This is a genomic window from Nitrososphaera sp. (assembly GCF_037447015.1).
GTDB lineage: Archaea > Thermoproteota > Nitrososphaeria > Nitrososphaerales > Nitrososphaeraceae > Nitrososphaera.
Window position 1 is genome coordinate 14,808 of record NZ_JBBIHK010000023.1, and the last position, 15,070, is coordinate 29,877.

General features: G+C 54.2%; 12 protein-coding genes. 6 read left to right on the forward strand and 6 right to left on the reverse strand.

The features are described 5' to 3' along the window. The first annotated feature begins 17 nt into the window (after positions 1–17). Positions 18–470, forward strand: coding sequence for a cobalamin B12-binding domain-containing protein (locus tag WKI84_RS08880; RefSeq protein WP_337863190.1), 453 nt, complete (start codon positions 18–20; stop codon positions 468–470). 16 nt (positions 471–486) lie between these two features. Here the strand turns inward: WKI84_RS08880 and ilvC are convergent, their stop codons facing one another. Then, positions 487–1,497, reverse strand: a complete 1,011-nt coding sequence (ilvC, locus tag WKI84_RS08885; protein ID WP_337863191.1) for a ketol-acid reductoisomerase — start codon at positions 1,495–1,497, stop codon at positions 487–489. 141 nt (positions 1,498–1,638) lie between these two features. Here ilvC and WKI84_RS08890 point away from each other — a divergent pair, with 141 nt between their 5' ends. Both WKI84_RS08890 and WKI84_RS08895 read left to right on the forward strand, forming a co-directional pair. Further along, positions 1,639–2,418 carry a hypothetical protein gene (locus tag WKI84_RS08890; RefSeq protein ID WP_337863192.1) on the forward strand — a complete coding sequence of 260 codons (780 nt, stop codon included), beginning with the start codon at positions 1,639–1,641 and terminating at the stop codon, positions 2,416–2,418. Positions 2,419–2,566: 148 nt separating this feature from the next. Then, positions 2,567–2,761, forward strand: a complete 195-nt coding sequence (locus tag WKI84_RS08895) for a hypothetical protein (protein ID WP_337863193.1) — start codon at positions 2,567–2,569, stop codon at positions 2,759–2,761. Between the two features lie 90 nt (positions 2,762–2,851). Here the strand turns inward: WKI84_RS08895 and WKI84_RS08900 are convergent, their stop codons facing one another. Next, positions 2,852–4,480, reverse strand: coding sequence for a hypothetical protein (locus WKI84_RS08900; protein WP_337863194.1), 1,629 nt, complete (start codon positions 4,478–4,480; stop codon positions 2,852–2,854). Positions 4,481–4,934: 454 nt separating this feature from the next. On the opposite strand from WKI84_RS08900, the gene WKI84_RS08905 reads away from it, so the two are divergent. Then, positions 4,935–7,493 (forward strand): hypothetical protein, encoded by a 2,559-nt coding sequence (locus WKI84_RS08905; RefSeq protein WP_337863195.1) that lies wholly within the window; start codon positions 4,935–4,937, stop codon positions 7,491–7,493. Between the two features lie 280 nt (positions 7,494–7,773). Here the strand turns inward: WKI84_RS08905 and WKI84_RS08910 are convergent, their stop codons facing one another. Together WKI84_RS08910 and WKI84_RS08915 are read right to left on the reverse strand one after the other, a co-directional pair. Next, positions 7,774–8,280: a nitroreductase family protein gene (locus WKI84_RS08910; RefSeq protein WP_337863196.1), complete on the reverse strand. Its 507-nt coding sequence runs from the start codon at positions 8,278–8,280 to the stop codon at positions 7,774–7,776. Between the two features lie 214 nt (positions 8,281–8,494). After that, positions 8,495–9,781: a tRNA pseudouridine(13) synthase TruD gene (locus tag WKI84_RS08915; RefSeq protein ID WP_337863197.1), complete on the reverse strand. Its 1,287-nt coding sequence runs from the start codon at positions 9,779–9,781 to the stop codon at positions 8,495–8,497. 58 nt (positions 9,782–9,839) lie between these two features. Between WKI84_RS08915 and WKI84_RS08920 the strand changes: the two genes are divergently transcribed. Then, the gene (locus tag WKI84_RS08920) at positions 9,840–10,229 is read left to right on the forward strand and encodes an EVE domain-containing protein (protein ID WP_337863198.1); all 390 of its coding nucleotides are present in this window, start codon (positions 9,840–9,842) and stop codon (positions 10,227–10,229) included. A gap of 471 nt (positions 10,230–10,700) precedes the next feature. On the opposite strand, the gene WKI84_RS08925 is transcribed toward WKI84_RS08920, so the two are convergent. Then, positions 10,701–11,252 (reverse strand): hypothetical protein, encoded by a 552-nt coding sequence (locus WKI84_RS08925; RefSeq protein ID WP_337863199.1) that lies wholly within the window; start codon positions 11,250–11,252, stop codon positions 10,701–10,703. A 708-nt stretch (positions 11,253–11,960) separates the two neighbouring features. Here WKI84_RS08925 and WKI84_RS08930 point away from each other — a divergent pair. Continuing rightward, on the forward strand, positions 11,961–13,976 hold the full coding sequence (locus WKI84_RS08930) for a hypothetical protein (RefSeq protein ID WP_337863200.1): 2,016 nt from the start codon (positions 11,961–11,963) through the stop codon (positions 13,974–13,976). 306 nt (positions 13,977–14,282) lie between these two features. Here WKI84_RS08930 and WKI84_RS08935 read toward each other — a convergent pair whose 3' ends face one another. Next, positions 14,283–14,756, reverse strand: a complete 474-nt coding sequence (locus tag WKI84_RS08935; protein WP_337863201.1) for a hypothetical protein — start codon at positions 14,754–14,756, stop codon at positions 14,283–14,285. Positions 14,757–15,070 lie beyond the last annotated feature (314 nt).

The following is a 15,070-nucleotide window of genomic DNA, read 5'->3' on the forward strand; positions in this document are numbered from 1 at the left end:
ATGCATACCATTTTGAAATGACGGCGACTGCTACTGCCACTACTACTGCCACGATGCAGCAACGGCAAAAGCCGATAAGGGTGCTGGTTTCCAAGCTCGGCCTCGACGGCCACGACAGGGGCGCGCTTGTGCTGTGCAGGGCGTTTAGGGACGCAGGCATGGAAGTAATCTATTCCGGCCTGTTCTGCACGCCGGAGCAGGTGGCAAACATGGCAGTCGACGAGGACGTGGACGTGGTGGCGATGAGCCTGCTGAACGGCGCGCACCTCACGCTGTTCCCAAAGGTGGCCAGGCTGCTTGCCGAAAAGGGCGCAGGCGACATACTGGTGGTAGGGGGCGGCATCATACCGGAATCGGACAGGAAAGAACTGGAAAGCAAGGGCGTGACCGGCAACTTTGGCCCCGGGACTCCGTTGCCGGTGATAATAAAGCACATCAACGAGAACGTGAAAAAGAAGGACAAAAAGTAAAAGAGGTGGCCGGCCCCTATACAGGGTCCTGGTTTGGCCACATCATCTTGCGCATTTCCTTGCCCACCTTTTCCAGCTGGTGGTTCTCTATTTCTTTCATGTAGCGGGCAAACGAGTTCTTGCCCTCCTTCTTGTACTTGCTGACCCACTCGTCTGCAAACTCGCCTGACTGGATCTCCTTCAGCACCGCCTTCATCTTGGCCTTGGCCTCCTTGTCCACGACCCTCGGGCCCCGCGTTAGGCCGCCGTACCGGGCAGTCTCGCTCACGCGGTTGTACATGCCTGTCAGCCCGTATTTCTGGACAAGGTCGGTTATCAGCTTTAGCTCGTGGAGGCACTCGAAATATGCGACTTCTGGCTGGTAGCCGGCCTCAACAAGCGTCTCAAAGGCGTTCATGATCAGCGCGTGCGTCCCGCCGCACAGGTCCACCTGCTCGCCGAACCAGTCGGTCTCGACCTCCTCTTTAAAGGTGGTCTGGAGCACGCCCGGCCTTGTGCTGCCGATGCCCTTTGCCATCGCAAGGACGCGGTCCCACGCCTTGCCCGACGCGTCCTGCTGCACCGCCACGAGCGAGGGGATGCCAAAGCCTTCCTGGTACAGCTCGCGCACACGCTGGCCGGGGCCCTTTGGCGCGACCATTATCACGTCGGCGTCGTTTGGCGGGACTATCCACTTGCAGTGGATGGCCGCGCCGTGCGAAAAGCTGAGCGCCTTGCCCGCAGTCACGTGCTTCTTTATCTCTCTTTTGTACGTGTCGCCCTGCTCCATGTCCGGTATCAGTATGTGTATAATGTCTGCCGCCTTGGCAGCTTCTGACACCTCCATCACCCTGTGGCCTTCCGACTCGGCCTGCTTCCAAGTCTTGCCGCCCTTTCTCAGGCCCACGATGACATCGAGTCCCGAGTCCTTCATGTTCGAAGCCTGGGCGCGGCCCTGTATTCCGTAACCTATCACTGCTATCTTTTGCTTCTTTATTGGATCTAGCGATACCTGGCTGTCTAGCCACCTCTTGGCTGCTGTTGGCATATGCTGCAAGTCAGGTCTTGCTGCCGAGTATATTATTGTATGCGGGTTGTGGGGACGGGAGGAGAAAAAGAGGCGGCAAGGCCCGGCGCGCTAACATTGGAACGCAATTTTTAAATCTAAGAATTTTCTGCAAGCTTGTACATGACGATGAATCAGTACCGTCCTTCTACCGCGCTGGTATTTTCTGCGCTTGCCGCAGCAGTGCTCCTGCTTGCGGCGCCAGCAATGGCAGGAAGCAACAGCAACAACAACATTATCAACAACAAGGGCATCGGCTTGGCATATGCGCAGAGCGCGCTCACCATCAAGCTGGACAAGTCTGCTTACAAGTTTGGGGAGTTTGTGACCGTCACGGGCAAGACGCCGACGGCGGACATACTCCTGATACAGGTCTACAACTCCCAGAACGAGCCGTTCCGGCTGGACCAGATTGTGCCCGGCGCTGGCGGCGACTATGAGTACTCGTTCAAGGTGGCAGGCAAGCTAGCGGTGAACGGCGAGTTCACGGTAAAGGTCGGCAACCCCAACGGCTCTGTCGAGACCAAGTTCACGCTTACAGGCGGCAAAGAACCCGCTGCCAAACCTGCAGCCACTACAGGCATGTTCAAGGCCACGGCCAAGGCTGACAAGAAGGACACCAAGATAACTATAGCAAGCGACAAGAAGGCGAAAAAGAACGTCAACAAGGTGGTCTTTGAGCTGGACAAAGAGATAGCCAAGTCGGCCAAGGTCAAGGCGCCGTCCGGCTGGAAGGTGGACGCCAAGGGCAAGACCGTGACCTTTACCACGGACAAAAAGGCCATCAAGCCGGGCAAGAAAGCGACGTTCACGGTGCCGGTAGTCATCAAGTCGGCGACGTGGTCGGCCCTTGACGGGTCGACGCTCCTTGAGAAGGGCACCGTGACTGCGGGCAAAAAGTGAGACAGGCAGCGCGGCCTTTCTTTCCCCATCAGCCCCTTCTCTTGTTATTTATTTTTCTTTCAGGTAATTCTTTATAATTTTCCGGCCCTGTAATTCCCGCACCGATCAGGACAGGGCCCGCGACTATTTCCTGTCAAAAACCGGGAGGGTGCCCACCATCTATGAGGGCGGCAGGCACTACGTCATCAACGTCTACCCGACGCTTGACATGCTCAAGGACATCCAGACGTACCCGGGGCAGAGCAGATCACGGGCGACCATACCCTTGGCTCGTACGCCATGCACAGCATACGTATGCACAGAGGGGGGGGGCGGCGGGTGGAGGACGAGCAGGGCAGGATAAGGGAAGCCTGACTCGGACAAAAATATGCTCTTTTATTCCTGTACATGCTCTCCTCTTTCTTTCTCTCTCCACTCTTTCTTTTGATACCCCTTATGACGACGATGATGGTGACAGGGCCGACGCCTGCCGCTGCGCAAGCGTCATGTAGATGTCCCTGTCCGGGCTGTCCCTCCAAGACCCGTTGTAGTAGTATTGCAGGTACGAGTTGCTGCCGTCAAAAGGGTCTGCAGGATCAAGGTCGAGCATGACTGACACCCAGCTTGCGTTGCTGCTGCCGCTGTACTTGATCCCTATCCTGTCGCCGGCCTGTATCCGGTATAGGCCGTCGTGGATTTGGAATTCATAATCCCTGTACGACGCAGTCAGCGTAGAGACATCGAGCGTCCCAAACAGCTTTTTCACGCTCAGGTCGCCGTTGAACACGCCCACCTCGGCCGTCCCCGAGATGTCGCCCACCTTTTTGAGCCTGAGCGTGATCGTGTCTATCTGGTCGCCCACCAGGACCGAGTCTGGCGTGACGTATTCCACCCTTGCAGGCTTGCGCTCGTACACGCCATAGCCGGCCGACGCTGTCGGGGCAGGCATGTGGACAACAGCTGGCGGAGGAGGGGAAAGAGAGGAAGATGATGAGGAGGAGGAAGACGGCGAAGGAGTGCATTCGTCCACCACAGGGTTGCCCTCGTACGTGCCGGCGTTGTTAAAGACGCCGGCGCCGCACCTGATTGCTATCACGGCGTCCGGCCCCTCGTTGGATACGGCCCCGCGGCTGTCAATGGTGCCGGCGTTGCTTATCTTTACAGGGATGGACATCTCCGAGTCGTCAAGGTTGCTGATGGTGGCGCCGGCGTGGTTGTTCAGCGTGCCCGTGTTTTCAAACGTGGGCGCTATAAAGCCGACAGGTCTGTTTGAGAGCGTCCCGTGGTTTTCAAACGTCCCCCTGTTGTAGACAAAGTCGTGGTTCACAAACGCGCCCGTGTTGTTCACGACGCTTTCATTTGTGAACGCCGAGCCGCTGCCAGTGCCGTAACCGCCGACCAGGAACTCGCCGGCGTTGTCCAGCGTGCCCGTGTTGTTAAAGCCCGTCGACTTGGAAAGCTCAAACCTGCCGGCGTTGTTCAGGTCTCCGGCGTTGTCAAAGTTGACGCCGTTAAAGATAAAGAAGGTGCCGCCCTGCATTATGTTGAACGCGCCCTCGTTTGACACATTCATCGAGTGCGAGTCAAAGTAGCCGTAATTGTCGACCGTGCCTGTCTGGAGGTTCTCAAAGGTGCCCGACTGCGGGCTGTTAAAGTTGCCCCTGTTTTCAAGCCTGCCGGCGTTGTCCATCGCCACCGTCAGCTCGCCTCCGGCGCTGTTGCGCACAAGGCCGCCTTCGCGGTTTACGATGCTCCCGGTGGCAGTCCCCTCGTTGACAAAGGTGCCATAGTTGTCAATGTTGACCGCCGCGCTGCCCCTGTTCACCACCGTGCCATAGTTTGTGAGCGCAAGGACTGCCTCCTGCCCCGGCTCTACCACAAGGGTCTCGCCGGGCCTGACCATCACGGGCATGCCAGCGGCAGCAGCGGTTGCGGGCTGGGCTTCTGCTCCCACTGTTACCTCCCCTTCCCCTCCTCTACTACCATTATCATCACCTGCCTGAGGAACACCCAGGTTCACCCCAGGTGCGAGTACCGCGCCTGCCAGAAACAGCTGCAGCAAAAGAGCGGATTGCGTTTTCATGTGTAAGTTTATTGCATTTGCGGTAAAAGCTAGAGTTCCACCGCCGGCCGATAAAAGCCGGCGAGGCGTGCAACTATACGCCGTAATATGGCAAGAGGTGCCGCGGCCGAGCTTGGTCGCAGGTAATACAATCTAATCGTACAGAGTTAGTGAGCGCAGGTCTATCTATCTTTCTTTCCGGCCGCGTATATGGCGCAATGCGAGCCGGGCTTGCCTTAACCGGCCAAAACCCTGCGTAGCTTAGCAGTAGTAGTAGTATCGTGCATCATAACATTTCACTGATTCTATCTTCGGCAAGCCATAAATTTCAAAGCACGCACCTATTACGACGACAGACTCGCACCATTTCAACAATAACAACAGCAGTAGTAGTAATAGTGGCGGTGGCGGCAATCCTGCTGCTGCGTCGGCGGCGGCTGCTGGCAGAAGCGGCAGGAACTTTGTAGCCTTTCTCATGGCCGTGCTGTTCTCCGCCTCTCTTGGCACCATACTCTTTGAGCTGGCGCTGACCCGCATCTTTTCCATAGTCCTGTGGTACGACTATGCGTTCATGGCGATCTCGGTCGCGTTCTTTGGGCTCGGGATAGGCTCGCTCCTCGTCCACGTGCTCAAGGACAGGCCCGGCAGAGGCGGCTGGCTGCTGGCGCTGCCGCACGACATAAGGACGCCTGCCGCAATTACAAGGAAAATAGTCTGGCACTCTGTCGCGTTTGCTGCCTCCGTCCCGCTGTTCATCCTTGCGGTGACCCTGATACCGCCGGACACGTCGTTCATCTACCTCTACTACCTTGCGTCCTCGGTCCCGTTCTTTTTTGCCGGCTCGGTGATGGCCCTCGTCTTTCTGGCGATGCCGGCCAGGATAAACAAGCTCTATTTCGCAGACCTGGTCGGCGCGTCTTCCGCCGCCCTGCTCCTTGACCCGCTCATGGTGGCCCTCGGCGCCGAGCAGATGATGCTCCTGTCGGGGCTCGTGGTCGCAGGGACCACTGTAGCAGGCAGCGTCCTGCTGTCGCAGGGAAGCAAGGGGCTGCTGCTTTTGCGCAGGAAAAAAAGAGAAAGGGCAGCTGCCATTGTAGCGGTAGCAGGCGTGCTTGCAGCAGTCGCGGTCCTGCTTGTAGCCGGCAGCCTGCTTGGCGGGGCGGGGGCGGCGGCCTCCTTTATGGAGGTGACCCCCGGCCCCAACAAGGGCCTGTACTGGCAGCTGCGCAACCCCGACTTTGAGCACCTGTCGGCGAACTGGAACTCGTTTTCAAGGGTGGACGTGACAAGGCAGACAGATTTCAGCAAGACTGGGGACAGCAGCGAGATCAGGAGCTCCCGGGAGCTTGCCAACATCATCATAGACGCAGATGCAGGCACGCCGATCTACCGCTGGAACGGCTCGGTAGACGAGCTGGCCTGGATGAATAGGTACATGGACTACCTCCCGTACGAGCTTGTGGACGCCAAAAACACCCTGGTCATAGGCAGCGGGGGAGGGCAGGACATACTGATGGCCCTTGCAGGCGGCGCGCGCAAGGTGACTGCCGTCGAGCTGAACCCGCTCGTGGTATCGGCAGTCAGGGGGTTTGGCGCCGACGCCGGCAACGTGTACGACAGGCAGGACGTGGAGCTGCACATCGACGACGGTCGCAGGTTCGTGAGCTCGTCTGCGGACAGGTACGACGTGATAACCATCAAGCTGGTCGACTCGTGGGCCGCCCAGCTTGCAGGCGGGTACGCCCTCTCTGAGAACTATTTGTACACGGTCGAGGCGTTCCAGCAATACCTGCGCCACGTAAAAGACGATGGCGGCGGCCAGGGAGGAGGAAGAGGGGGAGGTGGAGGGAGCGGGATGCTGGCCATGATCCGGTGGAATTTCGAGCTGCCCCGGCTCATGCCGGTCGTGGCAGAGGCGCTGAAAAAAGAGACTGGCAAGGAAGGAGCGGAGCTTGCCCGCCACTTTATAGTGGTGGAGGACAGGCCCGGCCTGTATTTCGGCCGCACGGACGACGAGCAGAAGTACTATCCTGTGCTTGTGATGGTCAAGACCGAGCCGTTCACGGACAGCCAGATTGAAACGGCCAAGCAGAGGGCACAGAGCACAGGGGCCGAGGTGATGGTGCTTGGCGACGCGGCAACGGCGGCGCACCCCTACGACGTGCTCTTTTCGGATCAGAGGAGCGACGGCAGGTATGCCGACGTGGTGCTCTCGATGGGGATAAATCCCAGGGTGCCCACTGATGATTCACCTTTTTACTTTGCAAGGGAGCCCGTGCCCAGGCAGATGATCATCCTCCTCGGCACGGTGCTTGCCATCTCTGCCGGCCTTGCCCTGCTGCTGGCATACCATGCAAGAAAGAACAGAATGTCCGGGAACGCCGGCGGCAGCAGTGGCAGCGGTAGTGGCGACCCACTGTCCAGGGCCGGCCCGCTCATGCTCTTTGCCGTCCTGATCGGCCTCGGCTTTATGATCATCGAGATCACGTTCATCCAAAAGTTCCTGTTGTTGCTTGGCACGCCGATAATGGCGCTGACAGTCATCCTGTTCTCGATACTGCTGTCAAGCGGAGCCGGGGCGTATGCAAGCGGCAGGCTGTTTCGGGGCAGGCCGCACAGCGCCGTGCTTGCCTCCGTGCCGGCGCTCCTTGCAATCATCGTGCTGTACCTTTTCTTTTTGCAGGGGATAATCGACTCGGCCATAACGCTGGGCATCGCGCAGCGGGCGGCCCTTGCGTTTGGGCTGCTGGCGCCGGCGGGCCTGCTGATGGGGTTCCAGTTCCCCTCCCTCATCGGCATGGCGTCGCAGTCGCTCAGAAGGGACGCCACGACCCTGCTGTGGGGGATAAACGTGATAGCGTCCATCGTCGGGACGGTGCTTGCCGCCCTCCTTGGCATGATAATCGGCTTTAACGGCAACCTCCTGATCGGGCTCGTGCTGTATGCAGGTGCAGGCGCGTCGGCGCTTGCTGCCCTTGGCAGCGTCAAGCGCGCAGGGAGGAGGCCGGTCTCGATGGCAGAAGAGCGCAAGTAGCGGCGCAGGCAGGGCAGGACAGGGTAAGAAAGAACGCCGTCCCCCTCTCTCTCCGCCTTGCGCGGATTTCTGGTTGATTTGCCTGCAAAATTCACCACAGGCGTGCACTTTACAGATGTAAAAGCAAGCCCTGCTTGCCTGCCAGCCTCCATGAGCAGGATCAGGCAGCTGATCGTCCCGTGCCGGGTTGCAGGCGCAATAGGGCTTGCAGCGTGAGCTGTGCCCTGTGCAGTGGCCGCAGGCATCATGGCGCGGTAGAACGATCATCATGACGGCAGGGCTAGCCCCGCTGGCCGTACCTTTCATAGTGGACGAGCTCTGCCACAGGCAGGCGATCCTTCTTTTTGCCCGCTATCCTGCGCGCAGGGTAGCCAAACCCGACGACGGCAGTTATAGCCAGATTTTCAGGGATTCCAAAGTCGCGCCGCATCTCTTTTTCGCGGATGCCGGTGTAAAGGCACGATGCGACGCCAAAGTTCCATGCGGCAAGCTGCATGTCCTGCACGGCCCTGCCGGCGTCGATGGCGTGGAACTTGCGCGCAGGATCTGTCAGGACGACGACTGCCATGCTGGCGCCGGCGACCCAGCCGCCGCTCGTGCTGTCCTGCGCCAGCCTCTTTATGTTCTCTCTGTCTTTGACAACTATGAACCTCCAGTGCTGCGTGTTGAGGCCCGTCCCTGTCAGCCTGGCAGCCTCCAGTATCTTGTCCCTTATTTCTTGGGGAATGCTTTTTAGGCCAAACTCTCTCACGTCGAGCTTTGTGGCGATGCACTCGAATGCGTCCATGTCTATTCCAATCGCGCTCCTTCCTTTCTTTCTTTCCGCTCTTCCTCCTCCTCTCTCCTATGATCGGGCTTCTGACTGAAAAGGGTAGAGTGGCAGGATTAACCATGTTAAGCCAGCCTTTTTAATATCCAGGCACGAAAGCTAGAGTGGCTAACCCAAAAGCAGGGTCGCCCCGCCCGGTCGGCATCCTCTCGCATCTGCGGGGCGACCCCACCTAAAATCCCGCCTTTATCGGGTCGTCCGGCTTCATCAGCTCCCTCAAAAGCGTGGTCGCATAGGACCCCTTGGGCAGCTTGAACGACACCACCCTGCCGCTGTTGTCGTTGTCGTCGTCGTTGCCGTTGTCTTGCCGCCACGAAAAATCGCGGCACCACAGCGGCGCCTGCCTGAACCCTCCCTGCTGGCTGAGCTCCTGCATCTCTTTGATGTAAAAGTCCTTGGCAGAGACGCCGTCTTCCTCCAGCAGCCCCTTTGTGAGGGTTTCAAAGCGGCCCCTCCCGGGCTGGAAGGAATAGCCGGCCATGCGCACCGCCGGAACCATCTCTCCTTTTGAGATAGGGTCGAACTTGATTATCCTTCCAAAAGTGAACGGCCCTTCCATCTCAAAGCACAGGTCGCCCTGCTTTGGCACCGTGACGTCCTCGCCGGCCGCTATCGCCCTGCTCAGGCACAGGTTAAAGAGGTAGGACTGGTACGCCTGGACGTACAGCCGGCGTATCGCAATAGGAACGGCGCGGAGCGCCGGGACTGCGCCCTTGCCCGCCGCCAGCGCCGACAGCAGCTGCCGCTCGATGTCCATGCCCCTTGGCATCTCCCGCAGGGCCCGCGCATAGTTGGCAGGGTCTTGGCACCGGCGCCGGATCTCCCTGCTTGCGTCCGTGTCGTACTCGGTCGTGTAGCACAGCAGGAGCCGGACTGCAAGGTCAAAGTCGCGCTTTACTATCGCCCTGCCTGCAAGGTGGGTGACCAGGCGCTCGCTCCCAAACCGCTGGAGGCCATAAAAGTTGGCTATTTTCGCTATTTCCGGCACAAAGTCGTTTATGCTGCCAAAAGAGCGGCTGCCGGTTATCGTTATCTCAAACTCGTTGCCTGCAAGCGACTCCCTGCCAACCGGCCTCCTTGCAAAGCCCTGCAGCGTTATCCTTGTCCGGCGCGTCGCAAGCTCCTTTGGCGCGTCCTTCCACTCCCGCAGGGCGCTTGCGTACTGGCGCGTGACTGCTTTTGCGTCCTTGATCCCCATCACGCGCAGGCGGATCCCGTGCTCCTTCTGGATTTCAAACAGGGCGTGGTTCGAGTCCACGCCGCTCTTTTCAAGCAGGTACACAGGATACCGGTACTGGCCCCCAAACGACGGGGCCATGTCCATCTCTTGCACGAGCTCGCGAACCCTAAAGCCCTCGCTCCTTTGCTTTATCGAGCCCCCGACGCCGGCAAACCGGGTGCAGTAGCACTCTATCCCGGCCATCCTGTCTATAGCCGGCACTGCTGCCTGTGCTGTCAACGCGCTTTTGCTGCCGCTTGCAGCTTTTATATTCTACCTGCTGGTGCAGCGCTATATTATGGCGTACTGGCTGTTCAAGCAAGAGCCTTCCACTTACAACTACCAGCAGCTGGAAAAGGACGGCAGGACTGTCTGGGACGGGGTGGCAAACAACCTGGCACTGAAGCACCTGCGGGCGGTCAAAAAGGGCGACAGGGCGCTGTTTTACCACACGGGCGACGAGAAGCAGGCCGTGGGAGTGATGGAAGCCGTCTCCGACGCGTACCTGAAGGACGGCGTGCCGGTGGTCGACGTCAGGCCGGCAGGCAGGCTCGCAAGGCCGGTCACGCTTGAGCAGATAAAGGCCGACCCGGCGTTTGCAGATTGGGAGCTCGTGCGGATATCGCGCCTGTCCGTGATGCCGGTGCCGGAAAAGCTGTGGGACAGGATAATGAAGATGGGCAAATAGTATTCCTGAAAACCGCTAGCGCGCGTTTCCAGTGGAAAACAGCGAAAATAATTGTTCTTTTATTATATCAGCTAGAAACAGTGAGCGGCAAAGTGCGGCGGGCGGAAGGAAGGAAGGAGAAAAGGTAAGAAGACCCTCTGCTTTTTTCCAAAGCTGTAACTTACTTATCCGCCCTCCCCCGCCTCACCATCCAAGCGGCAAACGAGCCGCAGATGTTGTTGCACAGTATAGAGGTTTGGGCGTGTTAGATTGGCTGCGGGTTTTCGCATTTTCTTTATCGTACAGCCGCTAGCGACCAGCCACGAATTTAACGGTGCAAATGTCTTGCAGCTGTTAGTCCGTCAACTCACTCACTCTGCGCACTGATCGACAAAAATACCCCACTTCTTCATTGCATTTTACAATCTTTTATTTTGCAAACCGTTTGTCAGTAACACGAAGTCTATGGGATAGACCTTGTAGGTCTTTTTTTCACGTCCTCCCTTTTACTGTAAAATCCATTGTCCTGACAGGATAATACCCTATACATGTTGGGCAATGAATAGACCATGCTCTCATCTCGTAGTCTCCAGCTCCATCAGCCGTCCATGAGAAGCCTACTTTGGCATGCTCTCCCGGAGAGATAGTGAATTTTTGCCATGCTAAATGATGAGTAACACCTGCGGAATCCCTTACTTCGACAAGAATCATGAAAGGATAGTTTACTGCATTACAGTCATCAATAATGGTGGCCTCCAGAGACACTTGCGAGCCTGCAGCCGGTTGTTTTAGTCTCGTTCTGTTAATGCTGTTTATTTTTAGACTCTCTACCGTGACATTCTGGTATGTACAGTTGCCTTGAGGACTTGCAATAACTTCCATTTCGCCATGACTCGCTGCATTGGCTGCGATATTGGCTGCAAATACATTCTCGGTCGCCAATGCGCTTGTACTGACAATTATTATCATTAAAACGCCAGAGATGAGGAAGGGAGTTCTTTTCTTTTCTCCTTTAGAGAGGCTAGAGCCGTTAAAAGTGCTCATCGCGTATATATCTCACGTTGGCAAGTCGCATTTATCGCTTTGTCCAAATAATGTTTTTCAGCCTTTGGCCGCCAAACGCCACCTTTATGGTCCTAACTTGAATAGCCTATAGAAGCAATAAACAATGAAACCGATTACAGTCCATACTGCAACGCTTCCCAAGACTACGAAGATATTCCAGACAGGTATTGGAACAGGAATGGTATGGTGTTCACCGGCGATCATAAAAAAGGCCAGCCCGGTAGGAATATTCATCATAATTGAAAGCAACGCAAAAAGGTCTTGGTCATACGACATGCCATCAATGACGGTGACTATACCTGCGACCAATCCATAGATCACAAATGCAACAATAATCCTCTCTTGATTATGGAATAATCTGTGACCTATTGAACTAGAAGAAGAACTTGGCTGCATTATCTTTCTTTACTCTGAATAACTTTGGTTATTTGTCTTGTGCTTTCCCTAACCTTACATGCTGCTTTTAAGCCTTTATTTCGGGAGCTCTTTATCTGGCCTGATGCCGCAGTACGGATAAAATCTAAAATATACTGGCTTTCTTTGTAATCGCAATAATTGATTTACTCCAGCAGCAGGCAGAAATAGTATGATTAGGAAAGCTGCCGTTTTTATCTTTATAGCTCTACGCTCTTTCTCGCTATTGCAAGCCGTCAAGGAAGAGCTGCACAAGCAGACTCTTACGCTCCAGTGGTTGATTTTGATCTGGATAAACCAATCTACAGGCCGGGTGATCAAGTAACTGTGACCATAAATTCTCCACTTGTAGATGGCGCACTTCTTGTTCTAGATGTGATAGAAGGCGGATCGGACAGGAGAATATTTCATAGCTCCAGAACTATGCAAGTCCCGGAGGGTCAGGAGGTTATCGCAAACTATGGCAGAGACGTAGGTTCATCACCTGCCTCAATCAGAATTAACTTTTCACTACCGTATGCCTTGGAAGTTAACTACTATCATATGAAAATTGCAGTCTATCTTCCTGATTACAGGTATACAAGCTATATGCGGATCTACGCCGGCAGCGCAATTATTTTTACCAACGAGGACGCTCGCAGGATTTTTGTAACTGACTTGACAATTGATACAAATAGAGAGTATCGACCGGGTGATGGGATACCCATATCATTCCAAGTGAAAGACGGTCAAGGCAGGAATGTAAATTTTGCAAGACCGCATATAATGATGTGCAATCAGAGCAAGACATTCTGTGTATCGATGATGGCAGAATCTCCAACTGACACCTATTCTGTGAATTTCGGAATACCCCGGCAGACGCCTGTTGGAATCTACACAATGACAATAAGCCCGGGTGTGTATCCTGCTGACAGTGTTTATGCCTTTACCGCCCAGCCCTTAACAATTGATGGCATAGCAATCAAAGGTTCGCCGGCTACTTCTGAACCAATGGAGATTGCTCAATATTTTAACTACAACGAAACGGCTGGTGTTCCATCACACTTCATCAAGGACGGAAGGATTACTTATGGCCAGAGTCTCATTCTTAGTAGCAGCCAACAACGATTGTTTTCATATGGGAATGAACAGATTGAAGTGCCACTTGAAGACGTTACCGTACAGTTTCTGATTTCGGACCCGGAGGGCAATATTGTATTTAATGAGACTCGAATCGTCGACCAAAACGGAAGAATCGATGATCTAGTCTTTCCAATAACTGAAGATCTCAAGAGAGGCGCCTATGAGCCATACCATCGTCCTGCCAAGAATGGGATCGACTTTCATTCAGGAGCAGAAAGATGGACCTTTCATGTAACTAACATGCAAAAGCTGAATGTCACGGTGCCCTATTCTAGTCAAAAAGAACAGGCCACCTTGTACTTTGACAGCCGCGACTTGGATGTCACAGGCTACTCTTACGACAGTGTAAACAAGACTTTTTCATTTGATATCAAGCATAACCATCTGTATAAACACAAGCGCTACAGTCCACTGTACAATAATGATGGATTTGCATTTATTAGCATTCCAAAGCACTTGCTTGCAGAGCCATTTGAAGTGAGAATAGACGACAACAAGGTTGTAGACTTTACTCTATTAGAACAATACTACTACTTTGCAGCAGAATGGAATCAAACAGTCGTTAATCCGTATCTAGTGGGCTGGGAGCCTGAAAGGCCAGATGGCAACAGCCATACCCTGATCACAGTCGGACCTATCTATGAAAATGGCACTATAACGATAAAGCTACTTGGCATCAATAACCCCAATAGGACTGGCCAACAGCTTGGCGAGTTCAGAGATATACTAGGGATAGAGTCTGCCGGCTTTTGGGGTAGCAGTGGCGAACCGGTGAGCTTGACCGAGGTAGGCGGCTACACAACTCTTTCTGCATATGTGAAAAATCCCTATGAAGTAGACATACCGTATGTAGCGGCCGCCGAAGTAAGAAACTCGGAAGGTGTTACAGAATTTCTTACAATTGCAAATGACACTGTTAGTGCTTTTTCGCCTTCTGGAGAAGGCACTACCCGGGTGTGGATACCTTGGCAACCGAGAGAAGCTGGACAGTACCAGATGAGGCTGTTTCTGCTCAGCAACCTAGAGGATAAACCACAGATACTAACTCGAGTTTATTCCGCGGAAATAGCAGTAAATCCAAGGCCCGAACCAGAGAAACCTCCGGTGCCTGACGTAGCAAAAACAATCCACATAGAAAAAAGCAAAGAAGTTGCTCTTACCAGTTAGAGCGTGACAGAAATGGAGAATTAGGCAAAAAGTGATCATAATGTTGAATAATTATACGTTAAACTATGCTTTTTCGTGCGTGGTATGCAACAAAAGCGTTGCATAACTTGTTGCATAGGCACTGATTCGCAAAATAGTCATGGTTGCTAAGAATGTTGGCCCGCATTAATCAAGTAAGACTATAATGTTTTCCGACTTTATTATTTGATATATGGTATATCTATCCCCTAACCATGCCACCGCTTTAACAACTCATTCTGCATTATTGGAGAGATACTATGATGAACTAGAAGGCAGAAAATGCAATTAGGTTCCTTTCATCCTCTTTTCCGCATGCCAGAGAGATTCATGCTCGCTTCTTTCCTTTTCAGAATTGTAAGATAGCATGCAGTAGCGACACTTCAGAACAGGCCTGGACTTCTTCTTTCGTCTGACTCCCTCATTGCCTGCCTTGACGGCGGCAGTTTGCATGCCGCTAGTCAAATCTGATGCGGCAGAGTCTGATTCTTCCTTTCCGTTCAAATCAAAAGGTTCAATTCTTCCGTTTCTTACACCCATCCAGTACCCAAGCAGGAATTTCCAGTCATACTTCATGTCGCTGAAATACTCTGCCTCCTCGACCAGCCGGGTATATTTCGCAGCAGGGTTTGAAACTGCCCTGAAGTCACGGTCACTTGATAGTCGAACGGCAAATTCTTTTCCACTAGCATCGGACCAGAACTGTATTTTTCTGTGAGTGTCCGTGCCAAGGAACACGTTCACGTCGTCCTCGTCTCCCACTTATAGAGGCTTTCTCTAGTATTTTTCACACATGGGTCCAGTCGATATAATTGCAGGACAGGATAATGATGACTACTTTGAGCCATGGCAAGCTTCCTGGTGTCCTCTCAACAAGAACTGCAATTCGACTTCTCTTTCAGCTTCGCCATTTGTACGGGTTTTCTCAATCTCTTTATTCAAAGCAGAGCAGAGGCTGCATGACTCTACAGGGATTCCTTTAGCGTTATCCATCGTCCTTTCTTGGACCTCTTCTTCTTTCTCCGGCTCTTGTTTTTTCACATTGCCTGCGATATTCCTGTATGATAAGCCTCACG

Bases quoted from the DNA above. Each gene is read 5' to 3' on its own strand.
- WKI84_RS08925 (WP_337863199.1), bottom strand. From the start codon at position 11,252: ATGAGCACTTTTAACGGCTCTAGCCTCTCTAAAGGAGAAAAGAAAAGA.
- WKI84_RS08890 (WP_337863192.1), top strand. From the start codon at position 1,639: ATGACGATGAATCAGTACCGTCCTTCTACCGCGCTGGTATTTTCTGCG.
- WKI84_RS08880 (WP_337863190.1), top strand. From the start codon at position 18: ATGACGGCGACTGCTACTGCCACTACTACTGCCACGATGCAGCAACGG.
- ilvC (WP_337863191.1), bottom strand. From the start codon at position 1,497: ATGCCAACAGCAGCCAAGAGGTGGCTAGACAGCCAGGTATCGCTAGAT.
- WKI84_RS08920 (WP_337863198.1), top strand. From the start codon at position 9,840: ATGGCGTACTGGCTGTTCAAGCAAGAGCCTTCCACTTACAACTACCAG.
- WKI84_RS08905 (WP_337863195.1), top strand. From the start codon at position 4,935: ATGGCCGTGCTGTTCTCCGCCTCTCTTGGCACCATACTCTTTGAGCTG.
- WKI84_RS08900 (WP_337863194.1), bottom strand. From the start codon at position 4,480: ATGAAAACGCAATCCGCTCTTTTGCTGCAGCTGTTTCTGGCAGGCGCG.
- WKI84_RS08910 (WP_337863196.1), bottom strand. From the start codon at position 8,280: ATGGACGCATTCGAGTGCATCGCCACAAAGCTCGACGTGAGAGAGTTT.